The sequence below is a fragment of the Streptomyces phaeochromogenes genome (assembly GCF_001418655.1).
Classification (GTDB): Bacteria; Actinomycetota; Actinomycetes; order Streptomycetales; family Streptomycetaceae; genus Streptomyces; species Streptomyces phaeochromogenes.
This window is the reverse complement of record NZ_LIQZ01000302.1, coordinates 1-26,544: the sequence shown is the minus strand read 5'-3', so window position 1 is coordinate 26,544 and position 26,544 is coordinate 1. Positions and strand designations below refer to the sequence as shown.

The window sequence follows — 26,544 nt, the reverse complement described above, 5'->3', positions numbered from 1 at the left end:
CGCCATGTCCACGAGCCGTCCGTCCAGCACCCCGAAGCCCGTCCCGGACTTCCGGCGCCTCTTCGACTCCACGCTCTCCCCGCTGCTCATCCTCGCCCCGGACTTCACGATCGTCGAGGTCAACCGCGCCTATCTGACGGCCACGGGCACCCGGCGGAGCATTGTCGGGCGTCCCATCTTCGAGGTGTTCCCCGACAACCCCGAGGACCCCTCGGCCGACGGCGTCACCAACCTGCGCCGCTCGCTGGAGACGGTGGTGGGCACGGGCCGCACGGACACGATGGCGCTGCAGCGGTACGACATCCCGACGGGCGACGAGGGCGGTTTCGCCGAGCGCTACTGGAGCCCGGTCAACACACCGGTCCTGGACGCCGACGACCGGGTGACGCACATCATCCACCGGGTCGAGGACGTCACCGAGTTCGTACGGCTGCGCCGGGCCGGGCACGAACGCGAGCGGGCAGCCGCCGAGGCGCAGATGCGCGCGGAGGGCATGGAGATCGACCTGTTCGTCCGCGCGCGGGAGATCCGTGAGGTCAACGAGCAGTTGCGCCGGGTGAACGGCGAACTCGACGCCGCCGGGCGGCAGTTGCAGGAGGAGCAGCGGGCCAAGGACCGTTTCATCGCGACGCTCTCGCACGAGCTGCGCAATCCGCTGGCCGCCGCCACCGCGGCGACCGAGCTGCTGGCGCTCGACCTGCCCGGCGGCCATCCGGCGCTCTCCGTCCTGGAGCGGCAGCTCGGCATCCTGGCCAGGATGAGCAACGACCTGCTGGACGGCACGCGCGCGCTGACCGGCCGTCTGGAGCTGGTGCCCGAGCGGATGGATCTGAGGTCGGCCGTCGAGAGCGCCTGCGCCGACATGCGCGGCCTGTTCGGCCACGAGGGGCGGGCCCTCGACCTCCGGCTGCCCGACGGTCCCGTGCTCGTCGACGGAGACCGGCTGCGGCTCGCCCAGGTGCTGACGAACCTCCTGTCCAACGCGCTCAAGTACACGCTGCCGGGCGGCCGTACGGACGTGTGCCTGGCGACCGTGGACGGGCAGGCGCAGCTCACGGTCAGGGACGACGGGATCGGTTTCGACCCCGGGCAGGCCGAGGAGCTGTTCGGGGTGTTCATGCGGGCGGCTCCCGCCGGGCCGCACACTCCCGAGGGGCTCGGACTCGGGCTCGCGGTAGCCCGCACCATCGTCGAACTCCACGGCGGCCGGATCTCCGCGCACAGCGACGGGCCGGACAAGGGCGCCTCGTTCGGCGTGCTGCTGCCGACGGCGGCCCCGGACGCCCCGCGGCCGGCCCGCCCCGCGTCCACCGGCCGTGCGCAGCGGCAGCTGGTCATCCTGATCGTCGAGGACAACACGGACCTCGCCGCGACCTACCGCGCGCTGCTGGAGCGCCAGGGGCACCACGTCACGGTCGTCCACACGGGCGCCGACGCCGTCACGGCCACCGAGGCCGGCCTCTTCGACGTCGTGCTGTGCGATCTCGGGCTGCCCGACATGGACGGCTACACGGTCGCCCGTGCCGTACGGTCCCGTCCGCACGGCGCCGGGCTGCGCCTCATCGCGGTCTCGGGCTTCAGCCGGGGCACCGACCGGACGCTGGCCCACGAGGCCGGATTCGACGCCCACCTGGCCAAGCCGCTGCCGCTCGCGGATCTGCTGGACCTGCTGGAGCGCTGACCCTGGGTGTGCGGCTCCCAGGAGGCGTCCACCTGGGAGGACGGCAGCCTGGTCGGCCCGCGCCGCCGGGGCGACCGTGGAGCCATGACCACGAGAACGAGCACGAACGACGACACGTCCCGCGCCCCGCACCCGTACGTCGGGATGTGGGTGACCGCAGACGGCTACATCCGCCAGGAACTGCTGCCCGACGGACGGTACGACGAGGCCCGCGGCGCCCGGCGGAGCGCGTACACCGGCAGCTACACCGTGACCGGCAACCACATCGACTACGTCGACGACACCGGATTCACCGCCACGGGCGATGTCCGCGACGGAGTGCTCTACCACGAGCACCTGGTCCTCTACCGCGAAGCGATCTGACCGGTCCCGGATCGGGCCCTTCCGGCACCGCCGTACCCCGACGGCGGTACGGGCCGGTCCCTGGGGAGTCAGGCGCGTACAGAAGAAAGGCGCAGGTCGGCGCCCTGGTGGGCGTGCGGCGGGAGCTCACTGTCGGTGTGTGATCGGTTGCGGTGGGTCGGCTGGTTTCACACGGTGGGGCCCAGATACTGCCGTCCTCGAAAGGAACCGGTATGCGCGCCCTGGTATCCCGCGGGCTCCTTCTCCCGCCCCTCGTCTGTGCCGCTCTCGTCTGCGGGCCGGTCGCTACGGCCACTGCCGCCTCCGACGTGTCCACGGGGTCCGTGGGCAGCCCCGTCGCGGTGGCCCCGCTGTCCGCCGACGCGGCCGACACGGCCTTGGAGCGGATCCACGCCCTGGAGGCGGCGGATCACGGAGACGTCCTGAGGCCTCTCCTGGACGCGCTCATCCCCCTCGCCGACCGGGATCACGAACCGCTCGACGCGGACGAGGCGGCCGAGCACGGCCAGGCCGTCACCGAGGCGACCGCGTCCGTCGAGGAGCGGCTGGAGACCGTGGACCGTCCCACCGAGCTGGCCGCGGCCGACCCGGTGTCGGACGCGGTGGCAGGGCTTCAGGAATCACTCGGCGGGCTGCTCTCGGCTCTGACCTCCCTCGATGTGGGCGGAGTGGTCGCCGAGGTGCCGAAGGTGCTGTCGAACGTGATCGGCGTGCTGACGGGGCTCCTCGGCGGCGGTCTGCCCGCTCTGCCGAGCGTCCCGGCGCCGACGGAGTAGTCGCACACCGGCGGGGTGCGCCGCGGTGACGCGGACACCCCGCCGGGACGACAACCGGGTGGTGCGGGCGGGGGCCTACGGGCCTCACCCGGATCGGTGGGGCCCACGAGCTGTCGAAACCGCTCCAGCGGGTATCCGTATGCCATGGCTGATGTCGTGGACTCCGACGAACTCCTGCGCCGTATCCAGCGTGCTCGCGCCTGGGCCGAGCGGGAGGAGGAGACGTGGAAGGCGCGGAGCGACGACCTCAGGCGGGGCGATCCCGGCGGCTCACGCGACGCCGATGTGCGGGGTCAGGCCTATGAGGCCGTACGCAAGGTGCTGGACGAGATCCTGACCCCGGGCGTGCATGCCGTGGACGGCTGACGGAGCCGGGCGAGCGGCCCCATCAGAACCGGCCCGGCTGAGAGAGCCGGGCCAACCGGCCGTGCCGACGCTCAGTCACATGCGGGACGACGGCCGCCGTCCGTTCGCGTGGGCCGTTCCCGGCTCCGTACACGCGGGGCCTCATCGTCGGCCTGTGCGGGAACTGCTCGAACGGTGCGCGGGACGTATGCGTCACCCCTGAGGCGACGCAGAGGCGTCACGCGGATCCTGACCTCCGGGTGCTTGGTGGTGTTCATGGGGCAACACTGCGCCAACGGTGCCGGAGCAACCAGATCACTGTTGTGTGCAGGACCGCGGATCCTGGTACCGGAACCACCAGCCAACGGATGCCGAACCACCGGTCAGTGGGCGTCGGGGAGCCTCAGGGTGAAGACCGATCCGCTGCCGAGTTCGCTGGTGACCGTCACCGTACCGCCGTGGGCCGTGACGAGTTGACGCACGATCGACAGACCCAGGCCACTGCCGCCGGTTCGCCGGCTTCGGGACTTCTCCGCCCGCCAGAACCGTTCGAAGACGCTGGGCAGGTCCTCCGGGGCGATCCCGCTGCCGGTGTCGGCCACTTCGAAGACGACCTCGTCGTCGTGGCGGCGGGAGGAGAGCGTGATCGTGCCGTCGGCCGGCGTGTGGCGAATCGCGTTCGAGACCAGGTTGCCCAGCGCCTGCCGCATCCGGACGGGATCCGCGTCGAGCCAAGGTGTGCCGTCGGAACCGTCGGAACCGTCCGAGCCATGCAAGCCGTGCGAGCCGTCCGCGCCGTCCGAGCCCTTTGAGGCGGCCACGGCCGTGTGCAGCCGGACTCCCGCCGCCTCGGCCGCCACCCGGTGTGCCGCGACGACCTGTTCCAGCAGTTCGTCGGCGCGGACCGGCTCGCGGTGCAGCCTGAGTGTGCCCGCGTCGGCTGCCGCGAGGTCCTGGAGGTCGTCGATGACTCGCTGGAGGACGACCGCCTCGTCGTGCAGGGAGGCGAGCAGTTCGGGGTCGGGGTCGACGACGCCGTCGCGGGTCACCTCCAGCCAGCCGCGGATGTTGGTGAGCGGGGTGCGCAGTTCATGGGCGATGTCGGCGACCATCGCCTTGCGCTGCGCCTCCATGCGTTCACGGCGATCGGCCAGGTCGTTGAACGCGACGGCCAGGATGCCCGTCTCGTCCTGGGTGGTCACGGGTACGCGTACATGCTGCTCCGGCGGCTGCTGGGCGGCGTGCGTCAGCGCGCGCAGCGGCCGTACGAGCCGGGTGGCGACCAGCACCGTCACGGCCACCGTGAGAGCGAGGACGAGGCCGGCGACACCCGTGACCTTGGCCTTGTTGGCGGCCGACATGTCGAAGTGCGGGACGGCGCTGTCGCCGCGGCCGAGGAACAGTTCCGCGGCCGGCGCGACGTAGGGCTCCAGTTGCTGACGCCGGGCACTGTCGACGCACTCCTGCGCCTTCTTGTCCTGGTCACGGGTGGTGTCGATGCCCGTCTCCGCTTTCCCGCCGACGTAGCGCGTGAGCATGGACCGGTCCGCGAAGTCGACCGTGGCGGCGAAGAGCGAGGGGAATTTCCCGCCGACGTGCTTCAGGCAGTCCCCGGCGTACGTGTTGAGTTCCGCCAGGGCCTTCTCCTCCGTCGCGGTCGGGGTGTTGAGCACGCCGTCGGCGCACGGCGTCGGTACCTGGCCTCCGTCCACCGTGCCCTCCTCGTCGGTGAGGACGGAGCGGCCGCTGGGCATTTGCGTGATGCGGGTCTGGACGCCGTTGTTCGAGAAGCAGGCCCGGCGCTTCTCGGCCAGCAGCCGTACGCGCTCGCGCTCGGCGCGCGGCAGCCGGAACGGGCCCACCGCGCGCGGGTCGATGCCGGTCCGCTGCGCTCCGGGCTCGGTGAAGGTGTCGGTGTGCAGGGGATCGACCGCGGCGGCGGCCCTGGGCGGCAACGCCGTGTTCCGCGTCTCGGAGTCCGCGATCGGCGTACGGTCCGGAGCCGTCAGGGCGATGCGCCGCCCGGTCCGGTCCGACAGCGCGCGAACGGTCTGCCCGACGCCGGACCAGTCGCGATGGGTGGCCGCGTATCCGCTCAACTGCCGCAGGATGTCCATGTCCTCGGTCAGTACCTGCCCCTGCTCCTCCTGGATCGCCCGGGTCGTGGTCTCCACCGCCAGCCAGGCCGTCGCCGCCACGGAACAGATGGCGATCAGCACCGACGTGATCAGCAGCCGGACCAGCAGCCTCTTGCGCAGCGGTATCGGGCGGGTCATCAGCGGTCCCCGCTGAGCTTGTAGCCCACGCCGAAGACGGTGAGCAGCCGCACCGGTCTGCGCGGATCCGCCTCGATCTTCTTGCGCAGGTTCATGATGTGCACGTCGACCGCCCGTTCGGTCGAGGCCCGGTCGATGCCCCGGGTGCGGTGCAGCAACTGCTGCCGGGAGAAGACCCGTTCCGGCTCGGCCACCATGGCCAGGAGGATCTCGTACTCGGCCGGCGTGCAGACCACCGGCGATCCGTCGCACACCACCTCGTGCCGTACGGGATCCACGGCGATCCCGGCGGCCCGTACGACCGGGTCCTCGCGGTGCCCGGCGGCCTGCCGTCCGCTCCGGCGCAGGACGGTGCGGATGCGGGCCATGAGTTCGCGCGGGCTGTACGGCTTGGTCATGTAGTCGTCCGCACCGAGTTCGAGGCCGAGCAGCACGTCCTCCTCCGTGGAGCGTGCGGTGAGCATGAGGACGGGGATGTCGTCGTCCTGGCGCAGCGCACGGCATACGCCGAAGCCGTCGATCACCGGAAGCATCAGGTCCAGGACGACGAGGTCGGGCCGACGCTGCCGGGCCGCCTCCAGGGCGGCCCCGCCGTCGTGGACCACGGTGGCGGTGTGGCCCTCGCTCAGCAGGGAACGGCGTATCAGCTCCGCCTGCTTCTCGTCGTCCTCGGCAACCATCACATGTGCGCACACGGGGCCGATGCTAAGCGCCCCGGGCCGTGGCGGGACCGTGGGTGAGGGGCTTCCCACGCCCTGACATCTTCCTCACAACCGCCTGCTAGTGCTTGCCCGGCGGCGCTGCTCATCGTCTGAGCGCGGCAGCGTTGCCCATGACGATCACGGGATCGCGGTCGGGGTCGAGGGCGCGCAGGAGTTCCTTCATGTGTTTCTTCCGGAGGCTGACACAGCCCTGGGTGGGGCCGCCGTGGTCGACGTGCAGCCAGATGCCGCCGCCGCGGCCGGCTCCGAGGGGGCGGGTCCAGTCCAGCGGCGTGGTGCCGGCCTGGCGGTTGTAGTTGATGGCGACCACGTAGTCGAACGAGCCGGCCAGGGGCTCACCCTCGAATCCCGTGCCGCCGATGCTGAAGCCGCCGGACTGGTCGTACGGAAGGCTCGTGCCCGGGTCGGGGCGCAGGCCGCCCGCGTCCGTGAGCGGGTAGACACCGATGGGTGAGCGGAGGTCTCCGGCCCGGTGGTGGTCGGTCCAGCCCTTGAACGCGTTGTGCGCGGGCCAGCTGGCCCCGGCGTGCCAGCCGGACTCCGTGCGCTCGTACAGCACCGCGGTGGAGGTCGACGAGTTCTTGCCCCGGCCTGTCACCACCAGGGCCTGACGGGTCTTCGGGGGCACCTTGGCCCACGTCTTCGAGCCCAGGCCGGGCAGCTGCTGCGGTGCCACGCTCAGGGCGACGCGGGGTGCGGGGGTGGGTGAGGCTCCCGCACTGCCGTTCACCGAAGTCGTGCCGGGCCTCTGATCCGACGTCGCCACCGTTCCGCCTCCGCAGCCGACGAGGACGAGAGAGACGGCCAGAACGGCGACGGGGCGGAGCACGGCACCGTGTGTGGGTGTGATCATGCGTCGACCTTGACCCGTACATGTGAGGAACTCGTCAGGTCGGTTCGATCGGTGACGCAGAATCACTCGGTTGTCCTCCTGTGTCCTCCTGAACCTCTCTCTTCGAAACATTCGCTGACGATGGCGACTGTTGTGCGGAATGTAGACAGAACCTGGTTGCTCGGCAAGGGACATGACGAGACTCGCGGGGCGGCCCGATCATCTTGAGCCATCCGAAATCCGTGCCAGCACGGGGCGTTGACGCCTCCTGAGGCCAGCCGTAAGGTCTGCGCAGCCAATCGGAAACATGCTCGAAACTTTCGAAACGACAGAAAGGGACGACATGATCACCCGCACGTCATCAGGTCCCACGGCCACGCCTCCGCCCCGGCAGTCCCGCACCCGAAGAGCCCTGGTGATCGGCATGGCGAGCCTGCTCGCCGCAGCCGGTGTCACCGCACTCGCGGGGACGGCCGAGGCCGCCGGCACGCTCGGCGCCGCGGCGGCGGAGAAGGGCCGCTACTTCGGCGCCGCGGTCGCGGCCAACCACCTGGGCGAGGCCCCGTACGCCTCGACGCTCAACACGGAGTTCAACTCGGTGACTCCGGAGAACGAGATGAAGTGGGACGCGGTCGAGGGGACCCGCAACTCCTTCACCTACGGCGCCGCGGACCAGATCGTCAGCCATGCCCAGAGCAGGGGCATGAAGGTCCGCGGGCACACCCTTGTGTGGCACTCCCAACTGCCCGGCTGGGTCGGCGGGCTCGCCGCCGCCGACCTCAGGACGGCGATGAACAACCACATCACGCAGGTCATGCAGCACTACAAGGGAAAGATCCACTCCTGGGACGTCGTCAACGAGGCCTTCCAGGACGGCAGTAGCGGCGCCCGGCGCAGTTCGCCCTTCCAGGACAAGCTCGGCAACGGCTTCATCGAGGAGGCCTTCCGCACCGCGCGGGCCGCCGATCCCGCGGCCAAGCTCTGCTACAACGACTACAACACCGACGGGGTCAACGCGAAGAGCAACGCCGTCTACAACCTGGTGCGGGACTTCAAGGCGCGCGGTGTGCCCATCGACTGCGTGGGCTTCCAGTCCCACTTCAACAGCGCGTCCCCGGTGCCCGGCGACTACCGCGCGAACCTGCAGCGCTTCGCCGACCTCGGTGTCGACGTACAGATCACCGAGCTCGACATCGAGGGCTCCGGTACGGCACAGGCCGGCAGCTACACCAATGTGGTCAACGCCTGTCTGGGCGTGTCCCGTTGTACGGGCATCACCGTCTGGGGTGTCACCGACAAGTACTCGTGGCGAGCCAGTGGCACTCCGCTGCTGTTCGACAACAACTACAGCAAGAAGGCCGCCTACAACGCCGTCCTCACCGCACTCGGCGGCACCGGCTCGGGCGGCGGCGGTGGCGGCGCCTCCTGCACGGTGTCGTACAGCAGGACGGACGACTGGAGCGACCGCTACAACGGCAGGGTGACCGTGACCGCGGGTGGTTCGGCGATCAGCACCTGGACGGTGGCCGTCACGGTGACCTCCCCGCAGAAGGTCTCCACGACCTGGAACGGCACACCGAGCTGGGACTCCAGCGGCAACGTCATGACCATGAGGCCGAACGGCAACGGCAGTCTGGCCGCCGGAGCGTCGACGAGCTTCGGGTTCACGGTCATGAAGAACGGCAGTTCCTCGGCCCCTTCGGTGGGTTCCTGTAGCGCGTCCTGAGAACGGGCCGCGCCCTTCGGGGAGTTCGGTGGCAGCGGGGGCGGGGCGCGGCGGTCAGGACCGCCGCGCCCCCGGACACGACAGGCGCCTCAACAGTTCCGGTAAAGAGAGCACCAATTTTGGTATGTACCTGACCATGAAACGCCGCTAGGCTCTGCCCCGCCATGCACTGAGAGCGCTCTCACAGTTCAGCTGTTCCTCCCCCACCACGCCGGAACAACGAAGGGCTACTGCCTTGAGACGCACCACAACCATGCGCACAGGCCTGTCCGCACTCCTCATCGTCGGCGCCTGGGCAACCTTCGCCGCCGGACCCGCCTCTGCCGCCGGCGCCCCCGAACCCACCCGCACCTCCGGCGCTCCGGCCTCCGCCGGTCTCCTCGACGCCATGCAGCGCGACTTCGGCCTGACGAAGACCCAGGCCGAAGCACGGCTCGCGGCCGAGAAGACCGCGACGGCCGTCGAGTCGCAGGCGCGGCGCGCGGCGGGAGCCGCGTACGGCGGTTCCTGGTTCGATGCCAAGAGCGGGAAGCTGACCGTCGCCGTCACGGCCGGCGCCTCCGACGCCGCCGTCAACTCCGTACGGAAGACCGGCGCGACCGTCCGTACCGTCAAGCACAGCGCGAAGCAGCTCGACGCGGCGAAGGCGCGCATCGACAAGCTGGCAGCGCCCGAGGGCGTCAGCAACTGGTACGTCGACGCCAAGGCGAGCTCGGTCGTCGTGGCCGTCGTCGCCGCGCAGCGAGCTGACAACGATGTCCGCACGTTCCTCTCGAAGGCCCGTGCGGCGGGTCCCGTCAAGGTCGAAGAGGCCGCCTCGGCACCTGAGACCTTCGCCGCCGGGACCGTCGGCGGCGACCCCTTCTACACCGGCAACGTCCGCTGTTCCATCGGCTTCTCGGTGCACGGCGGCTTCGTCACCGCGGGCCACTGCGGCGGAGCGGGACAGGGCGTCAGCGGTTGGGACCGCTCCTACATAGGCAACATCCAGGGCTCCTCGTTCCCGGGCAACGACTACGCCTGGGTCAACGTCGGAAGCGGCTGGTGGACCGTGCCGGTCGTGCTCGGCTGGGGCACCATCTCGGACCGCCTCGTCCGCGGGTCCAACGAGGCGCCCGTCGGTTCGTCCATCTGCCGGTCGGGGTCGACCACGCACTGGCACTGCGGCACGGTCCTCGCCAAGAACGAGACCGTCAACTACAGCCAGGGCGCGGTGCATCAGATGACCAAGACCAGCGTCTGCGCGGAACCGGGCGACTCCGGCGGTTCCTTCATCAGCGGCGACCAGGCGCAGGGCGTCACCTCCGGCGGCTGGGGCAACTGCTCCGGCGGCGGTGAGACCTGGTACCAGCCCATCAACGAGATCCTCAGCCGGTACGGCCTCACGCTCCACACGGCCTGACCCGCAAGGCTCCAGGGCACGGCTCGACGGGCTCCGTCACCGGTCAGGTGGCGGAGCCCCTCGGCGTCCGCTTCAGCACCGCCCGGCCGATCGCCGACCGGCTCCGACCGGCCCCAAGTGCCCCGGATTCACCACCCGTTCACCAGGGCTGCCACCTCTGTCGTTCCATCCCGCGTCCGGGCGGCCTACGCTCGGCGGCATTTCGCGGACCCGGATCCCCGACGGGCAGCCGGGGCCCGCTGTCCGTCCTGACGGAAGGTTCCGTTACATGGTCCTCGGATCCACAGGTGTGGCGCGGAGGTTCGGCAGAAGAGCCGCCGCGCTCGCGCTGACCACCGCGCTCGCCGCCGCACTGCCCGGCCCGGTCTCCTCCGCGGCCGGCGCCCCCGACACTCCGGCCCACCCCACGGCGTACGTCGATCCGCTCATCGGCACGACGAACGGAGGCAACACCTATCCGGGTGCCACCCTCCCGTACGGCATGATCGCCTGGTCTCCGACCAGCACCCGGGGCGACCAGACGAGCACGGGCGCCGCCAACGGCTACGAGTACAACGCGACCCGGCTGCGCGGGCTGAGTCTCACGCACGTGAACGGCGCGGGCTGCAACCCGGGGGCCGCGGGCGACGTACCGATCATGCCGTTCGTCGGGGACGTCACCTCGTCGCCGTCGGCCGACACCACGGACTCCGTGTACGCCGCGAACTTCTCGCACGCCGACGAGCGGGCCGTGCCGGGCCGCTACTCCGTCGGGCTCGACTCCGGTGCCCGCGCCGACCTCGCCGTTTCCGAGCGGGCCGGCGTCGCCGACTTCACGTTTCCCGCCGACAAGCCCGCCAACCTGCTCTTCCGGGTCTCCAACTCGCTGAACGGCAGCGAGGACGCCCACGTCGAGATCGACCGGGCCAAGCGCAAGGTGAGCGGCTGGGTGCTGACCGGCGCGTTCTGCGGGCGGCGCGCCAACGGCGGCGTCAACAACCGCAAGAGCTACTACCGGCTCTACTTCAGCGCCTCGTTCGACCGCGCGTTCTCGACCACGGGCACGTGGAAGGACGGCACCCTCTCACCCGGTGCCACCTCGGGCGGAGGCGGCGAGGGATACGCCACGGGCGCCGACCGCGCGGGCCGCGGCTCCGGTGGCTGGGTCGGCTTCGACACCAGCTCTGACAACGATGTCCGCATGCGGCTCGGGATCTCGTACGTAAGCAAGGCGGGCGCCGAGGCCAACCTCCGCGAGGAGATCGCGCCGAGGTCGAGCGTCGACCAGGTGGCCGCGGCCGGGACGCGGGCCTGGGACCGGGAGCTGCGGTCCGTGCGCGTCGGCGGCGGCAGTACGGCCCAGCGCACCGCCTTCTACACCGCGCTCTACCACTCGCTCATGCAGCCCAACCTGGTCAGCGACACCGACGGCCGCTATCCGGGCATGGACGGCAAGGCACATCGCGTCGAGCGCGGGCAGGGGGCGCAGTACAGCAACTTCTCGGGCTGGGACCAGTACCGGGCGCAGATACAGCTGCTCGCCCTGCTGAAGCCGCGGATCGCCGGGGACTTCGCGCAGTCCCTGTACAACTTCGCACGGCAGAACGGCGGGGTGTGGGACCGCTGGGTGCACATCAACGGGCCGACCCATGTGATGACCGGCGATCCGACGGCGGCCACGCTCGCCACCTTCTACGCCATGGGGGTCCGCAACTTCGACTACCGCGGCGCCTTCGACTCCCTGGCCCGCCAGGCCACCGTGCCGCACCCCGACGGGCTCTCCGACGCGGGCTGCCCGGGCCAGTGCACCGGCCAACGGCCCAACCTCGCCCAGTACTTGACCTCGCAGTACGCCGCGCAGGACGTCTGCCACTGCTGGGGCGGCGCCGCCGAGACCCTGGAGGACTCGGTCGCCGACGACGCGCTGGGCCGCTGGGCCAAGCTGCTTGGCCTCGACGAGCAGGCCGCCTCGTTCGCCGAGCGGGGCGGCTGGTGGCGCAACGTCTTCAACCCGGGGGCCACCGACGGCGCGGGCACCACGGGCTACATCCAGGCGCGCAACCTCGACGGGTCCTGGGTCACGCCGTTCAGCCCGGGCAGCGACCGCGGGTTCGCACAGGGCACCAGCGCCACGTACACGTGGATGGTGCCGCAGGACGTCCAGGGCCTCGCCGAGGCGATGGGCGGACGCGACACGACCGCGCGCCGACTGGACGGCTTCTTCCACAAGCCCGACGGCTCCTGGTCGGTGAAGGGCGGTGACGCCCTGCGGTACGACCCGACCAACGAGCCCGGTATCCACGCCCCTTGGCTCTACAACGCGCTCGGCCAGCCGTGGAAGACCCAGGCGACGGTCCGGCAGATCCTCGACACCGTCTACGGGACCGGACCGGCCGGGCTGCCCGGCAACGACGACCTCGGGACCATGTCCGCCTGGTACGTCTTCTCCGCCCTCGGCCTCTATCCGCAGACCCCGGGCAGCGGCAACCTGCTGCTTGGCGCCCCGCTCTTCCCGTACGCCGTGGTCGACCGGCCGGGCGGCGGTGACATCGTCATCGACGCGCCCTCGGCCGACGCCGGTCATCCGTACGTGAGCGGTGTCCGGCTCAACGGCCGTACGTACGACCGCTCCTGGACGGATGCCCGCTTCCTGCGCGGCGGCGGCAACCTCACGTTCGGACTCTCGCGGGAGCCGGACACCGACTGGGCGACCGCGCCCGGCGGTCTGCCCCGCTGACACGTCCGTTGCCCCGGATCCGACGGGATCCGGGGCAACGTCCGTGTGACGGGTCAGACCTTGCGGTACCTGGCCATGGCGAACGAGAACAGCCCGAAGAGCATCAGACCGACGGCGATGAGCACCAGCAGCCACGGCCCCACCGGGGTCTCGGTGAACGAGCGCAGGGTGTCGTCCATGCCCTTGGCCTTGTCCGGTTCGTACTCCACGGCGGCCCGGAGCGCGAAGCCTCCGGCGACGGCGAACACCAGACCGCGGGCCACACCGCCGCCGACGCCCGTCACGTCGACCGTCCGGCGCACCCGGTGCGACATCTCACCGAGCCTCATGTGCTTGTGGTACTTCCGGCGCGCGGCCTGCACCACCATCCACACACCCGCGCAGAGGATGCCCACGCCGGCCGCGGCCACGAGCCACTGTCCCGCGGGCAGGTCCATGGCCCTGGCCGTCGCGTCCCGGGACTTGCCGTCGCTCGATCCGCTCCCTCCGGTACCGGCGGCGAAGGAGAGCACGGTGTAGGCGACGAAGCCGTAGAACACGGCTCGTGCGGCCGACGCCAGCCTCTTCTTCGCCTTGCCGCCGTCGGGGCCCGCGGCGCCGAAGACCGCCTCGGACAGCCGCCAGAGCGCCATACCGACAAGACCGATGCCGAGCGCCCAGAGCATGACCCCACCGAAGGGCTTCTCGGCCACCTCCTGGAGGGCGCCCCCTTGATCTGCCTGCTTCCCGCTGCCGCCGAAGGCGATCTGCAGCGCCAGCAGGCCCACGAGCAGGTAGATGACACCGCGTGCGGTGAAACCTGCCCGGGCCGCGCCCTCGATCGCCGGGGCGGCCTTTCGTTTCCCTGCCCGGCCGCCTCGCGTCAACGTACTTGCGTTCATCATTGCCTCCCGTCCCCGGGTGCCCCTGCCCGGCCGTACGACACCCCGGCGGGCGCCGACCGTGCGGTACCTCCCGGTTTCGGAGCGAAGCAGGACGATCGAACATACGATGGGCATGCACTGGGGGCGGTACCGCAGACAGGCCGCCCCGGGACGCCGACCGCTCGGGGTGGGAGACGAATGGCACAGGGCACGGACGCAGCACGGACCGTCATCCTCACCGTGGACGACGACCCTGGAGTTTCGCGTGCCGTGGCCCGTGACCTGCGGCGACGCTATGGCGAGGGATACCGGATCGTGCGCGCCGAGTCCGGCGAGAGCGCCCTGGAGGCCCTGCGGGAGCTGAAGCTGCGCGGTGATCTCGTCGCGGTGATCCTGGCGGACTACCGGATGCCCCAGATGAACGGCATCGAGTTCCTGGAGCAGGCCCTGGACGTGTACCCGGGCGCGCGGCGGGTGCTGCTGACCGCCTACGCGGACACGAACGCGGCCATCGACGCGATCAACGTCGTCGACCTCGACCACTATCTGCTCAAGCCCTGGGACCCGCCCGAGGAGAAGCTCTATCCCGTCCTGGACGACCTCCTGGACGCCTGGCGGACCTCCGACCACCGGGCGGTCCCGATCACGAAGGTCGTCGGGCACCGCTGGTCGGCGCGCTCGTCGGACGTCCGGGAGTTCCTGGCCCGCAACCAGGTGCCGTACCGCTGGTACTCCTCGGACGAGCCGGAGGGCAAGCGGCTGCTGGCCTGCGCGGATCAGGACGGGGAGCGGCTGCCGCTCGTGATCACCGCGGACGGGGCCGTGCTGGTCGAGCCCGACGACCCGGAGCTGGCCGCCCAGGTGGGGCTGGCAACGACCCCGGCGGCGGACTTCTACGACCTCGTCGTCATCGGCGGCGGACCCGCCGGGCTGGGCTCCGCGGTGTACGGGGCCTCGGAAGGGCTGCGGACCGTGCTCGTGGAGCGTTCCGCGACCGGCGGACAGGCCGGCCAGAGCTCACGGATCGAGAACTACCTGGGCTTCCCGGACGGTGTGTCCGGGGCGCAGCTCACCGACCGGGCACGGCGGCAGGCGTCGAAGTTCGGCGCCGAGATCCTCACCGCGCGCGAGGTGACCGGTCTGGAGGTCAACGGATCCTCGCGGACCGTGCGGTTCTCGGACGGTTCCGCGATCGCCGCGCACTGCGTGATCCTGGCGACCGGCGTGTCGTACCGGCAGTTGCAGGCGCCGGGCACGGAGGACCTGACCGGGTGCGGGGTGTACTACGGGTCGGCGCTGACCGAGGCGGCCTCGTGCCAGGGACACGACGTCTACATCGTGGGCGGCGCGAACTCCGCGGGCCAGGCCGCGATGTACCTGTCCAGGGGCGCGAAGTCGGTCACCCTGCTGGTGCGCGGTTCTTCTCTGTCCTCGTCGATGTCGCACTACCTGATCGGGCAGATCACGGACGCGCCCAACATCTCCGTGCGTACGGGGACGGTCGTCGAGGCGGCGCACGGCTCCGACCACTTGGAGCAGCTGACCCTGCGGGACATCGAGAGCGGGCACACCGAACTCGTCGACGCGCAGTGGATGTTCGTGTTCATCGGCGCGGCCCCGCTGACCGACTGGCTGGACGGCACCGTGCTCAGGGACGAACGCGGGTTCATCGTCACCGGACCCGACCTGGCCGTCGGCGGGCAGCCGCCGCCGGACTGGGAGTTGGACCGGGCGCCGTACCACCTGGAGACCAATGTGCCCGGGGTGTTCGTGGCGGGTGACGCCCGGGCCGAGTCCGCGAAACGTGTCGCCTCCGCCGTCGGAGAGGGAGCCATGGCCGTGATGCTCGTCCACAGGTATCTGGAGCAGTCGTGAGCGGGCAGCCGATGCCGTGCGACGCGGCGGAACTCAGCACACTGTTCCTGTTCGAGAAGCTGGAGCCGGAACAGCTCGGGCGGCTGTGCAGCGAGGGCCGCGTCGAGAAGTTCGAGCCCGGCTATGTGTACGAGGAGGGCGAGCCGGCCACCTGCTTCTTCGTCCTTCTCGAAGGCACGCTGGTGATGTCGCGGCGGGTCGGCGAGGACGACGTCGAGATCAGCCGCACCTCCCAGCGCGGGGTGTACGCGGGGGCCATGCAGGCCTATCTGGCCGTGCCGGACGACGCCCGGTACAAGGGTTCCCTGCGGGTGACCGAGCCGTCGCGGTTCTTCATCCTGCCCGCCGAGACGTTCGCCGCGGTCCTGCGGGAGTGGTTCCCGATGGCCGTGCATCTGCTGGAAGGGCTGTTCTTCGGCAGCCAGAACACCCAGCGGACCATCGGGCAGCGCGAGCGGCTCCTGGCGCTCGGCTCGTTGTCCGCCGGGCTGACGCACGAGCTCAACAACCCGGCCGCGGCGGCCGTACGGGCCACGTCCGCGCTGCGCGACCGGGTGGCCGGGATGCGGCACAAACTCGGCATGATCGCGACGGGCCCGTACGCGCGCGCCGCCCTGGAGACGCTCGTCGAGATTCAGGAGCGCACCGCCGAACAGGTCGCCAAGGCCACGCCCTTGAGCCCGCTCGAAGCATCCGACCGGGAGGACGCGCTCGGCGACTGGCTCGAAGACCACGGCATCGCGGGCGGCTGGCAGCTCGCGCCGACGTTCGTGCAGGCGGGCCTCGACACCGACTGGCTGGACCAGGTCGCGGCGGCCGTGGACGAGGGGACGCTCGAAGGCGCGATCAGGTGGCTCAACTACACGGTGGAGACCGAGTTGTTGATGAACGAGATCGAGGACTCCACGACCCGGGTCTCGAATCTCGTGAACGCGGCCAAGCAGTACTCCCAGCTCGACCGGGCGCCCTACCAGGTCGCCGATGTGCACGAACTGCTGGACAGCACGCTGATGATGCTCGCCGGGAAGATCGGCTCCGGCATCAGGATCGTCAAGGAGTACGACCGTGCCGTGCCCAGGATCCCCGCCTACCCGGGCGAGTTGAACCAGGTGTGGACGAACCTCATCGACAACGCGGCCTCCGCGATGGGCGGCGAGGGCGTGCTGACCGTGCGCACCGCGCTCGAACGGGACCAGCTGCTCGTCGAGTTCCGTGACACCGGGCCCGGCGTGCCCGAGGAGATCCGCGGCAGGATCTTCGACCCGTTCTTCACGACGAAGCCGGTCGGCGAGGGCACCGGACTGGGGCTCGACATCTCCTGGCGCATCGTCGTGAACAAGCACCACGGGCATCTGGAGGTCCACTCCGAGCCCGGCGACACCCGCTTCCAGGTCTTCCTCCCGCTCACCGCCGCCGAAACCGACGCCCCTCAGGAGGCCTCATGACCACGGACGGAATCGACCCCGGCGTCCCGCCGAGCGGCGCGGGCTGCGTCGAATGCGACGAGGTGGGCGGCTGGTGGTTCCACCTGCGGCGCTGCGCGCAGTGCGGTCATGTGGGCTGCTGCGACGACTCCCCCGCCAAGCACGCCACCGCCCATCACCAGACCACCGGCCATCCGATCATCCGCAGCTTCGAGCCGGGCGAGCGCTGGTTCTGGAACTTCGAGACGTCCGAGCTGTACGAGTCCGGTCCGGAGCTCGCTCCGCCGGCCTCCCACCCGGCGGACCAGCCCGCACCCGGGCCCGCGGGACGGGTCCCGGCGAACTGGGCGGAGACCCTGCGCTGAAGTTGATCTCCGTCATCGGGAGCAGCCCCGGAGTCGGCAAGTCCACATTGTGCCGAGCCCTGGCCGACTGGCCGGCCGGGCTCGGCACGTCGGTGGACCACTTCGAGGAGGCCGACGTCCTCACCCGGCGCGCCTGACGGAGCTGCTGAGGCTGCCGACGCGGTCTTGAGGGCGGCCCAGGGCCACTGTCGGTGGCTGTGTCGGTGGTGCGTGCCAGGATGGATGGGTGCCGACCACCTCATTCACCACGCCGTTCATCGGCCGCGAGGACGAACTCGCCCGCCTGACCCGAGTCCTGGACCGGGCCCGGGCCGGTGAGGCGCGTGCCGTGCTCGTCGCGGGGGACGCGGGAGTCGGTAAGACCCGGCTCCTCGCCGAGGCCGCTGGGCATGCCGCCGAGGCCGGCACGACCGTTGTCACGGGGCACTGTGTGGACCTCGGTGACGTGGGTCTTCCCTATCTGCCGTTCACCGAGATCGTGGGTGTGCTCGCCGACGACGAGCGGTTCTCCGCCGCCCTGTCCTCGCATCCCGTGGTGGACCGGCTGCTCGGCGACGGCAGCGGTGGCGCGGGGGACGCGGGCGGGCGGCTGCAGTTGTTCGAGGGCATGGCGAGTCTGCTGACCGATCTCGCCGAGAGCGCCCCGCTGCTGCTGGTCCTGGAGGACCTGCACTGGGCCGACCAGTCCTCCCGCGACCTGCTGCGCTTCCTGCTCAGCCGGGGGATCCTGCAGTCCCGGGTCCGCTCAAGGGGAGGGGACCCGGTCGCGGGCGGCGCGCCCGGTCAGCGGCTCGCGGTGTTCGCCTCGTACCGCGCCGACGATCTGCACCGCAGACACCCGCTGCGCCCGCTGCTCGCCGAGCTCGTGCGGCTGCCCGTCGTGGAGCGCCTCGAACTGCGGCCGATGCCCGACGGCGAGGTGGCGCGCCTCGTCCGTGCCCAGCAGGTCGCCCCGCTGCCCGATGCCACCGTCCGCCGTATCGTCGAGCGCGCCGAGGGCAACGCGTTCTACGCGGAGGAGTTGCTCGCCGCCACCTCCGAGACCATGCCCGGGGCCGCGTCCGCCGTGCCGAGCGGGCTGGCCGACGTGCTGCTCATCCGCTTCGAGCAACTCGCGGCGACCGCCCAGCAGGTGCTGCGCACGGCAGCCGTCGCGGGGCGCCGCGTCGAGCACGATCTGCTGCGCGACACCGTCCAACTGCCCGAGGAGGAGCTGGAGTCGGCCCTGCGCGAGGCCGTCGGGCGGCAGCTCCTCGTCCCCGGTGACGACGACACGTACTCCTTCCGGCATGCCTTGATCCGCGAGGCCGTCTACGCCGACCTGCTGCCGGGTGAACGGGTGCGGCTGCACAGGGCGTTCGCCGGAGTGCTGGCCGGACGCGGCCACCGGGCCGAGAGCGCGGCGGAGCGCGCCCACCACTCCCGGGAGAGCCACGACCTGGCCGACGCGCTGGCCGCGTCGCTGGAGGCCGCCGACCACGCGGGCCGCGTCCGGGCACCCGCCGAGGAACTGCGGCATCTGGAGGCCGCGCTCGACCTGTGGTCGGCGGTGCCGCCCGACGCGCGGCCCGGAGGCTTCGACACGGTCACCTTGACGCTGCGCGCCGCCGCCGCCGCCGCGCACGCCGGTGAGACCCACCGGGCCGTCTCGCTGACGCGGTCCGCGCTCGCGAGGGTCGGCGACGACGAGGACTCCGAACTGGCCGCCCGCGTCCGCTATACGCTCGCGGGCAACCTCATGCGCATCGACAACCTCGCCGCCGCGTTCACGTACAGCAACGAAGCGCTCGCGATGATCCCCGCCGATCCTCCGTCGCGCACCTGGGTGTGGGCCGCGGCCACGCATGTCATGGCGGCGACGTACATGGGCGAGGACGAGGCCGCCCACCGCGTGGCCCGCAAGGCGCTGCGCATCGCCGAGGAACTCGACGTGTCCGACGCGCAGGCCGATCTGCTGATCTCCCTGGTCAGTCTCGAAGGGGGCAGCCGCCGCACCCCCGAGGGGCGGGCCCGGCTGCGGGACGCACGTGAACTGGCCCGCCGCGCGGGCAACGCCTCCGTCGAGATGCGCGCGCTCTTCAACCTCTCCATCGGCTCGCACGAGTCCGGTGACCTGGACGAATGCCTGACCTGGCTCACCGAGGGGCTGGAGCGCGCGGGCCGCGCCGGGCTCCTCTCGTCTCCGTACCCGGTGGAGATGCGCTATCTGCGCTCCCTGATGCTGTACACCCTGGGCCAGTGGGACGAGTGCCTCCGGGCCGCGGAGACCGAGCTCGTCGGGCTGCCGACGGCGGGCAGGTACGCGATCGGGCCCGCCCTGTCCGTGGCCCTGGCGCGCGGTGACCGGCATGCCGCCGAGCGGGCCCGGGCCCTGCTCGACGGGCCGTTCGACTGGATGGCCACGCTCGTCGCGGGCCTCCTCCTGACCGACGCCGCGGTGCAGCGACACGACGCGGAGGAGGCCCTCGAACAGTTCCGTACGACGCTTACCGCTCTCATCGACGACGCCGGCACCACGCCCCATGTGGCCGTACGGCTCGCGGCCCTCGCCCTGACCGCCATCGGGGACGCGGTCGTGGAGTCCCGGCGGACCGGCGACGAGGAGGGGGCCGACCACTGGACGGAGACCGGGACGGAGCTGGTGGAGCTGGCCCGGATCACGGCGAACAAGGGCGAGGACGATACGCCGCAGGGCCCCGAAGGGCTGGCGTGGCTGGCGCGCGCCGAGGCGGAGTGGGCGCGGGCCTGTGCCCGGCCGGACGGCGGACCGGGCGTCGAACTGAGCGTCGGGGCCTGGCAGAAGGCCGTCGCGGCGTTCGGCTACGGGGACATCTATGAGCAGGCCCGCTGTCAACTGCGGCTGGCGGAGGCCCTGTTGGTGGCGGAGCGGCGCGAAGAGGCCGCCGCGCAGGCGCGTACCGCGCGCGACACGGCCGTCCGGCTGGGCGCCGTGCCACTGCTCGACGAGATCGAGCGGCTGATCCGCCGGGGCCGCCTCGCCCAGACCCCGTCCACGGCCGAGCGGGCACCCGTCCTGACGGCACGCGAGAACGACGTCCTGCTGCTCCTTTCCCGTGGCCGCACCAACCGCCAGATCGGCGAGGAGCTCTTCATCAGCGGGAAGACGGCGAGCGTGCACGTCTCCAACATCCTCGCCAAACTGGGCGCCGCCAGCCGCACGGAGGCCGTGGCGATCGCCTACCGCGAGGGGTTGGTCGAGCCGGAGCCGTCCGCTTCCGGGTGATCGCCGAAGGACGCTCAGGACTCGGTCTTCTGGAGGACGGGCTCGATGGTCCGGTCCGCGACGACCGGGTCCGGGGCCGTGTCCCCGCTGTGGTGCTTGGCCCGTTGGATCTGCTCGTAGACGTGGGCGCGCAGTTCGGCGAAGCGGGGGCTGGAGCGGGTGTGCAACTGGTCGCGCTCGTCGGGGAGGTCGATGGTGAGGTCCTCCTGCACGACGGTCGGGGACTTGGAGAGGATCAGGGTGCGCTGGCCGAGGTAGACCGCCTCGTCGATGTCGTGGGTGACGAACAGGACGGTGACGCCGAGTTCGTGCCACAACTTCCGGATCAGGTCCTCCAGTTCGGCCCGGGTCTGCGCGTCGACCGCCGCGAACGGCTCGTCCATCAGCAGCACCTTCGGCTCGTACGCGACGGCGCGGGCGATGGCGACGCGCTGCTGCATGCCTCCCGAGAGCTGCCAGGGGTACGCCTCGTGGGCGTCCGAGAGGCCGACCACCTCCAGGGCGTGGTCCACCAGCTCCCGCTCGCGCGCCTTGCCGAGCTTCTTGCGGCGCAGGGGCAGGGCGACGTTGTCGCGTACGTTCATCCAGGCGAACAGCGAGCGGCCGTACTCCTGGAAGACGACCGCCATGCCGGGCGGCGGTCCGGCGACCGGGCGGCCGTCGAGACGCACCTCGCCGCGGGTGGGGGCGAGCAGGCCCGCCATGCACTTCAGCAGGGTGGTCTTGCCGCAGCCCGACGGGCCGACCAGGCACACCAGTTCGCCCTCGGCTATGTGGAAGGTGAGGTTGCGCAGCGCCTCGACGTTGCGGTGCCGACCGGTGTAGATCTTCTGCAGGTCCTGTACGTCGAGCATCGACGTCTCCTTGTCAGGCGTTGCGTCAGCGATTGCGTCGGAGGGTGTGTCAGGGGTTGCGCTGCGCGCGGCGCAGACCGTGGTACCAGGCCAGGACTCGGTTCTCGGCGAACCGGAAGAGCAGGGACAGGAGGAAGCCGAGGATGCCGAGGAGCAGGACCCCGCTCCACATCTCGGGGATGGCGAAGGAGCGCTGGAACTGCACGATGGTGAAACCCAGGCCGTTGCTGGCGGCGAACATCTCGCTGATCACCATGAGGATGATCCCGATCGACAGGGCCTGGCGCATGCCCGTGACGATCTGGGGGCTCGCCGCGCGCAGCACCAGATGCCGCAGGCGCGCGACGCCGGTGATGCCGTAGGAGCGGCAGGTGTCGCCGAGCACCTCGTCGACCGCGCGGACACCTTCGACGGTGTTGAGCAGGATCGGCCACATGCAGCCGCTGACGATGACGAGGACCTTCATGGTGTCGCCGATGCCCGCGAACAGCATGATCACCGGGATGAGCACGGGTGGCGGGATGGCCCGGAAGAGTTCGAGGACCGGTTCCAGGACGTCCCGTACGGCCCGCCGCATACCGACGACCAGGCCGAGCCCCACTCCGACGACCACGGCGAGGAGGTAGCCGGCCGCGAGGCGCAGCAGGCTGGGGACGACGTCCGACAGCAGCCGTTCCGCCGTCCAGACCTTCCCGAAGCTCTCCAGGATGGTGGCCAGGGGCGGGAAGTAGAAGTCGGTGCTGCCGGCGGTGGCGAACCACCAGACGGTGAAGAGGACGGCGGGCAGGCCCAGGACCAGCAGGCCGCGGCGGGCCACGGTGAGGGCGGTCATGCGGTCACCTCCGTGCGTACGGACTGGTGCCAGTGCAGTGCCCGTCGCTCGACCGCCCGCGCCGCCAGGTTGACGGCGACGCCGAGCAGGCCGGTGACCAGGACGAGGGCGTAGACCTCCGGTACGGCTCCGGACACCTGGGCGACGGCGATCTCGTGGCCGAGGCCGGGGGCGCCGATGACGAGTTCGGCGGTGATGGTGAGGATCAGCGCCACCGTGGCGGCGAGCCGTACCCCCGTCATCACGTACGGCAGCGCGGTCGGCCACAGGACGTGGCGGACCCGGCCCCAGGTGCCGAGCAGATAGCTGCGAGCGGTGTCCTCGGCGACCGGGTCGACGTCCTGCATACCGGCCAGGACCTGGACGATCACCTGCCAGAACGAGGCGTACACCACGAGCAGCAGCTTCGACCTGAGGTCGGTGCCGTAGAGCAGGACCGCGACGGGGATCAGGGCCACGGACGGGATGGGGCGCAGGAACTCGATGGTGGAGGCGGTCACCGCGCGCAGTACGGGCACGGAACCGATGACCACTCCGGCGACGACGCCCGCCACGACGGCGACGGCCAGCCCCAGGCCCCACCCGGTCAGGGTGTCACCGAGCGCGGTCCAGAACGCCGGTTCGGCGAGCAGGGTCCCCAGGGTGCGGACGGTTTCCGAGGCCGGCGGCAGATAGTCGGCCGACACCAGGCCGGTGTGCGGCAGCACTTCGAGCACCGCGACCAGTCCAGCGAGACCGGCGAGGCCGCGCAGTACCGCGACCGGGAGCGGACCGCGCCGGGCGGGCGCCCCGCCGGGACCGGAGTCGGTCCCGGCGGGCTCCGCCAGTACGGGGGTGAGGCCTGGGCTGGTCATGAGAACAGCGCGTTCAGGTCGGGCTTCTTGTCGCCGAAGATGCCGTCCTCCTCGCCGAGGGCGGCCAGCTTCTCCAGGGAGGCCATGTCGACCTCGGCCGGCCAGCTGGGCAGGATGAGCTTGTCGAGCACGTCGCCGCTGATCTTGGTGTAGGTGGTGAGGATCTGGCGCGCCTCGTCCGGGTGTTCGGAGGCGTAGGTCAGTGACTCGGCCATCGCCTCGCTGAACTTCTTCACGAGATCCGGGTTCTCCTGCGTCACCTTGGCCGAGGTGAAGTACGTGGCCACGGTGAGCTTCGGATCGGTCTCGGCGAAGGGCGAGGCGATGACCCGGGCGCCCTGTGCCTTGGCGATCGTCGTCGCGGGCTCGCCCATCCAGGCCGCGTCCACCTGGCCGCCGTCCAGGGCGGCGGGCATCTGGTCGAACGGGATCTCGACGAACTTGACCTTGGACGGGTCGCCGCCGGCCTTGCGGACCGACTCGCGGACCGTCGTGTCCCCGATGTTCTGCAGGGTGTTGACCGCCACCGTCTTCCCGGCGAGGTCCTTGGCCGACTTGATCGAGCTGTCCTTCTTGACCGCGACGGCCGTGACGTCGGCGCCGATCTTGCCGTTGGAGGCCGCTCCGTTCACCACCGACCTGACCGGCACGCCCTTGGTCTGGGCGAGCATCAGCGAGGTGGTGTTGCTGAAGCCGAACTGGAACTGGCCGCTCACCACACCGGGGATGATCGCCGCGCCGCCCTGGGCGCTCTCCATCTTGAGCTTGATGCCCCGGCTGCTGAAGAAGCCCTTCTTGTCGCCCAGATAGAGCGGTGCCACATCGACGATCGGGATGATGCCGACCTTGACCTCCGTGGTCCTGCCTCCGCCGGAGGACGCCGAAGCGCCGCTCGAGGAGGACGAGGACCCGCATCCGGCCGCGCCCGCGACCGTGACCACGGCTATGGCTAGCCCGAGAATGCGCCTTTGCATGGGCTCCTCCTGACGGAAACACCTGTGGTGGTGTGCACACCCCGCCGTCGACCGGAGAACCGCGGACCTCCGACGACGAGGCAGCGGAGCGGGGAGTAGCTACCGCTGCCTCGCCGAGACCCGTTGGCCCATCGGCCCTTCGCCCCGTGGACCCGTAGACCCGTGGACCGATCCAGACGTTGTGCACTTTCTTGACGGCCGCAATCTACACACCTATGTTCGCTCTGTCAGTACCCCGGACAAGGGAGGTTGCAAGGTGGGTGGCCATACCCTTTCGGACGTGCACGACGAGACTCCACAGGCGGCCATGGACTCGCGGACGGACTTCCCCGAAGGACCGCAACTGCGCCCCCAGTCGCTGATGTTCGCCTTCTTCGGCGGCCACGTTCTGGAGGAGGGGCCGCTGTGCGTGTACTCCGGCAGCGTCATCGAGGTGCTGGCGCGCGCGGGGGTCGGCGAGCAGGCGGTGCGGTCCACCCTGACCCGGATGGTCAACCGCGGTCTGCTGCAACGGCAGCGGGAGGGGCGCCGGATGTACTTCGGCCTGACCCCGCAGGCCACGGAGATCCTCTGGAACGGCAAGAAGCGGCTCTGGGACACCGGCGCCGTCAACGACGACTGGGACGGCACCTGGACGCTGCTCGGCTTCTCACTGCCCGAGTCCTGGCAGCGCCAGCGGCACGATCTGCGCTCTCGACTGGCCTGGTCGGGCTTCGGCCCCCTCTACAGCGGGCTGTGGATCGCGCCCGGCGACTTCGACGTGTCCGCGCTCGTCTCGGAACTCGGGCTCGCGGCGCACGTCAAGATCTTCCATGCCACGGCCGACGACGCCACCGACATCGGTCTGATGATCCGTGACACCTGGGACCTGGACGGCGTCGGCGCCCGGTACGCCGACTTCGACAAACGCTGGACCGACTGGCTCGGTTCCGGTTCCGGTTCCGGCTCCGGCTCCGGCTCCGGGGATCCTCTCGGGACTCGGCTGCGCCTGACCAGCGAGTGGCTCCAGATCATCCGCACGGACCCGCGGCTGCCCGCCCGGCACCTGCCCGCCGCCTGGCCGGCCCGGTCGGCCCACGACACCTTCCACCGCATCGCGGAACAGACCGGGGCCCCGGCCTGCCGGATGGCCGCCCGGCTCATGGAGACCACCCCGCTGCGACCGTCCTGACCTGGCGGAAAGCCGACCGGAAGCCGACCGGAAGCCGAGCGGAAACCGGCCGGAGGCCGAGCGGGAATCCGGCGGCGGCCCGCGACACCCGGGTGGTGGGGCTGCCAGGTCCGGTGGGTGTGCGGCTGCGAGGTCCGGTGGATGGCGGTGTCATGGAGACATGCCCCACGCAGGGCCGAGCCCCCGTTTGTGGCCCCGAGGACCGGCTACACGAACGGGACGGCGCGCATCCGCACAAGAAAAGGTGGCTCGTCATGACACCTGGCACGCATCTCGCTCTGACGCTCACGCTCAGCGGCGGCACGGCCGCCGACGCGCGGGCGGTCGTCCACACCCTCGAATCCGCCTTCGGAACGGCGGAGGACATGCCCGGGAACGGGGGCGCCACGGTCTACACGGCCGCCTTCGACAACGACGTACCGGTCGGTGCCGGTGTGACACCGCCGACCGCGCCGCCGCTCTCCGCCCCCGTGACCGTCACCCTCCAGGGCAGCCCCGAGGCGGTACGGCGGGCCGACAAGACCCTCACCTCCGTCTTCACCGTGCACGAGGAGGGCATGGTCTCAGGCGACCAGGAGCAGGAATGGCAGCTGCGGCTGGAGCCGTAACGCTCCCTGCCCCATCGCACCGAACCGCAGACGCAGTCGCAGTCGCAGCCACGGCCTCAGACGCCGAGGCGCAGCGCCCGCATCTGCTCGTCGAGCGGGCACAGGCCGACGTCCTCGCGGCGCTCGTCGAGCGTCCGGGGCTGACGGACCGGATACGGACGGAAGGTCGTGGGATCCACACGGGTGCCGTAGAACTGCGGCTGGCCGAGCTCGACGGCGCAGTGGTCGGCGATGTACGCGTGGTGCGGCGCCGGGCAGCGTCCGTCCGCCGTGGCCTGGGCGATCAGGTCGCGGCAGGCGAGCTGGAAGTCGAGGTCGGGAGCGTGCAGGAGGATCATCAGCGCCGCCGTGGAGGCGGGCGCGCCGACCAGGTCGGCGGTCGGCCAGGCATGGCGCTTGACGATGGTCTTCAGCGCTTCGGCGTTTCCTCTCCGGCACTCGGTGATCCGGCGGCGCGCGACGAGCGTGGGGCTTCGGTGTGCCGCCCGCGTCACTCGCTGGTCCTCGTCCGCCCTGCGGACCAGCTCGTGGGCGAGGGCCGCCGCGAGCGCCGGCACGACGACCGGACGCACCTCCTCGACCCCGTCGTGTATGTCGTCGTGGCTGCGCCCCGCCCCGTCCTCCCCCGCCGTGTCATGCAC

General features: G+C 71.0%; 23 protein-coding genes. 14 read left to right on the top strand and 9 right to left on the bottom strand.

Annotated features, from left to right (window positions below; translation table 11 throughout):
• Positions 1–4 precede the first annotated feature (4 nt).
• The 4 genes from AOK17_RS33990 to AOK17_RS33975 all read left to right on the top strand — a co-directional run bounded on the left by AOK17_RS33990 (position 5) and on the right by AOK17_RS33975 (position 3,186).
• Positions 5–1,681 (top strand): hybrid sensor histidine kinase/response regulator, encoded by a 1,677-nt coding sequence (locus AOK17_RS33990; RefSeq protein WP_055616424.1) that lies wholly within the window; start codon positions 5–7, stop codon positions 1,679–1,681.
• 84 nt (positions 1,682–1,765) lie between these two features.
• Positions 1,766–2,044, top strand: coding sequence for an Atu4866 domain-containing protein (locus AOK17_RS33985; protein WP_055616443.1), 279 nt, complete (start codon positions 1,766–1,768; stop codon positions 2,042–2,044).
• A gap of 212 nt (positions 2,045–2,256) precedes the next feature.
• Entirely contained in the window at positions 2,257–2,820 is a 564-nt protein-coding gene (locus AOK17_RS33980) for a hypothetical protein (protein WP_055616423.1), read from the top strand.
• A 144-nt stretch (positions 2,821–2,964) separates the two neighbouring features.
• Complete coding sequence (locus AOK17_RS33975; protein ID WP_055616422.1) at positions 2,965–3,186, top strand: hypothetical protein; 222 nt, start codon at positions 2,965–2,967, stop codon at positions 3,184–3,186.
• A gap of 362 nt (positions 3,187–3,548) precedes the next feature.
• Here AOK17_RS33975 and AOK17_RS33970 read toward each other — a convergent pair whose 3' ends face one another.
• The 3 genes from AOK17_RS33970 to AOK17_RS33960 form a co-directional block, all read right to left on the bottom strand.
• Entirely contained in the window at positions 3,549–5,441 is a 1,893-nt protein-coding gene (locus tag AOK17_RS33970) for a sensor histidine kinase (protein WP_055616421.1), read from the bottom strand.
• Positions 5,441–6,136, bottom strand: coding sequence for a response regulator transcription factor (locus tag AOK17_RS33965; RefSeq protein WP_055616420.1), 696 nt, complete (start codon positions 6,134–6,136; stop codon positions 5,441–5,443). Before AOK17_RS33965 ends, AOK17_RS33970 begins: the two co-directional genes overlap by 1 nt.
• Before the next feature lie 109 nt (positions 6,137–6,245).
• Positions 6,246–7,016: a L,D-transpeptidase family protein gene (locus AOK17_RS33960; RefSeq protein WP_055616419.1), complete on the bottom strand. Its 771-nt coding sequence runs from the start codon at positions 7,014–7,016 to the stop codon at positions 6,246–6,248.
• A gap of 403 nt (positions 7,017–7,419) precedes the next feature.
• On the opposite strand from AOK17_RS33960, the gene AOK17_RS33955 reads away from it, so the two are divergent.
• The 3 genes from AOK17_RS33955 (at position 7,420) to AOK17_RS33945 (ending at position 12,839) form a co-directional block, all read left to right on the top strand.
• Positions 7,420–8,721 (top strand): glycoside hydrolase family 10 protein, encoded by a 1,302-nt coding sequence (locus tag AOK17_RS33955; protein ID WP_055616442.1) that lies wholly within the window; start codon positions 7,420–7,422, stop codon positions 8,719–8,721.
• A 253-nt stretch (positions 8,722–8,974) separates the two neighbouring features.
• Positions 8,975–10,123: a S1 family peptidase gene (locus tag AOK17_RS33950; RefSeq protein WP_079053431.1), complete on the top strand. Its 1,149-nt coding sequence runs from the start codon at positions 8,975–8,977 to the stop codon at positions 10,121–10,123.
• Positions 10,124–10,391: 268 nt separating this feature from the next.
• The gene (locus AOK17_RS33945) at positions 10,392–12,839 is read left to right on the top strand and encodes a GH92 family glycosyl hydrolase (protein WP_055616417.1); all 2,448 of its coding nucleotides are present in this window, start codon (positions 10,392–10,394) and stop codon (positions 12,837–12,839) included.
• Between the two features lie 53 nt (positions 12,840–12,892).
• Here AOK17_RS33945 and AOK17_RS33940 read toward each other — a convergent pair whose 3' ends face one another.
• On the bottom strand, positions 12,893–13,720 hold the full coding sequence (locus AOK17_RS33940; protein ID WP_055616441.1) for a DUF1206 domain-containing protein: 828 nt from the start codon (positions 13,718–13,720) through the stop codon (positions 12,893–12,895).
• 180 nt (positions 13,721–13,900) lie between these two features.
• Between AOK17_RS33940 and AOK17_RS33935 the strand changes: the two genes are divergently transcribed.
• The 5 genes from AOK17_RS33935 (at position 13,901) to AOK17_RS33920 (ending at position 20,610) form a co-directional block, all read left to right on the top strand.
• On the top strand, positions 13,901–15,577 hold the full coding sequence (locus tag AOK17_RS33935) for an NAD(P)/FAD-dependent oxidoreductase (protein WP_055616416.1): 1,677 nt from the start codon (positions 13,901–13,903) through the stop codon (positions 15,575–15,577).
• Positions 15,574–17,022 (top strand): ATP-binding protein, encoded by a 1,449-nt coding sequence (locus AOK17_RS33930; RefSeq protein ID WP_055616415.1) that lies wholly within the window; start codon positions 15,574–15,576, stop codon positions 17,020–17,022. Before AOK17_RS33935 ends, AOK17_RS33930 begins: the two co-directional genes overlap by 4 nt.
• Complete coding sequence (locus AOK17_RS33925; RefSeq protein WP_055616414.1) at positions 17,019–17,366, top strand: UBP-type zinc finger domain-containing protein; 348 nt, start codon at positions 17,019–17,021, stop codon at positions 17,364–17,366. The genes AOK17_RS33930 and AOK17_RS33925 overlap by 4 nt, the downstream gene beginning before the upstream one ends.
• Positions 17,367–17,368: 2 nt before the next feature.
• Positions 17,369–17,503: a hypothetical protein gene (locus AOK17_RS53675; RefSeq protein WP_281198662.1), complete on the top strand. Its 135-nt coding sequence runs from the start codon at positions 17,369–17,371 to the stop codon at positions 17,501–17,503.
• Between the two features lie 89 nt (positions 17,504–17,592).
• Positions 17,593–20,610, top strand: a complete 3,018-nt coding sequence (locus AOK17_RS33920; RefSeq protein ID WP_055616413.1) for a helix-turn-helix transcriptional regulator — start codon at positions 17,593–17,595, stop codon at positions 20,608–20,610.
• Between the two features lie 14 nt (positions 20,611–20,624).
• On the opposite strand, the gene AOK17_RS33915 is transcribed toward AOK17_RS33920, so the two are convergent.
• The 4 genes from AOK17_RS33915 to AOK17_RS33900 are packed head-to-tail and all read right to left on the bottom strand — an operon-like array spanning position 20,625 to position 24,124.
• Positions 20,625–21,464: an ABC transporter ATP-binding protein gene (locus AOK17_RS33915; protein WP_055616412.1), complete on the bottom strand. Its 840-nt coding sequence runs from the start codon at positions 21,462–21,464 to the stop codon at positions 20,625–20,627.
• A 49-nt stretch (positions 21,465–21,513) separates the two neighbouring features.
• Positions 21,514–22,296, bottom strand: coding sequence for an ABC transporter permease (locus tag AOK17_RS33910; RefSeq protein ID WP_055616411.1), 783 nt, complete (start codon positions 22,294–22,296; stop codon positions 21,514–21,516).
• A complete protein-coding gene (locus tag AOK17_RS33905; RefSeq protein WP_079053430.1) occupies positions 22,293–23,150 on the bottom strand; it encodes an ABC transporter permease in 858 nt (285 codons plus the stop codon). Before AOK17_RS33905 ends, AOK17_RS33910 begins: the two co-directional genes overlap by 4 nt.
• The gene (locus tag AOK17_RS33900) at positions 23,147–24,124 is read right to left on the bottom strand and encodes an ABC transporter substrate-binding protein (protein WP_055616410.1); all 978 of its coding nucleotides are present in this window, start codon (positions 24,122–24,124) and stop codon (positions 23,147–23,149) included. The genes AOK17_RS33905 and AOK17_RS33900 overlap by 4 nt, the downstream gene beginning before the upstream one ends.
• A gap of 307 nt (positions 24,125–24,431) precedes the next feature.
• Here AOK17_RS33900 and AOK17_RS33895 point away from each other — a divergent pair, with 307 nt between their 5' ends.
• The gene (locus AOK17_RS33895) at positions 24,432–25,295 is read left to right on the top strand and encodes a PaaX family transcriptional regulator (RefSeq protein ID WP_055616439.1); all 864 of its coding nucleotides are present in this window, start codon (positions 24,432–24,434) and stop codon (positions 25,293–25,295) included.
• Between the two features lie 254 nt (positions 25,296–25,549).
• Positions 25,550–25,903 (top strand): hypothetical protein, encoded by a 354-nt coding sequence (locus tag AOK17_RS33890; RefSeq protein WP_055616409.1) that lies wholly within the window; start codon positions 25,550–25,552, stop codon positions 25,901–25,903.
• Positions 25,904–25,959: 56 nt separating this feature from the next.
• Here the strand turns inward: AOK17_RS33890 and AOK17_RS33885 are convergent, their stop codons facing one another.
• The gene (locus AOK17_RS33885) at positions 25,960–26,544 is read right to left on the bottom strand and encodes a DUF6624 domain-containing protein (protein WP_342671538.1); all 585 of its coding nucleotides are present in this window, start codon (positions 26,542–26,544) and stop codon (positions 25,960–25,962) included.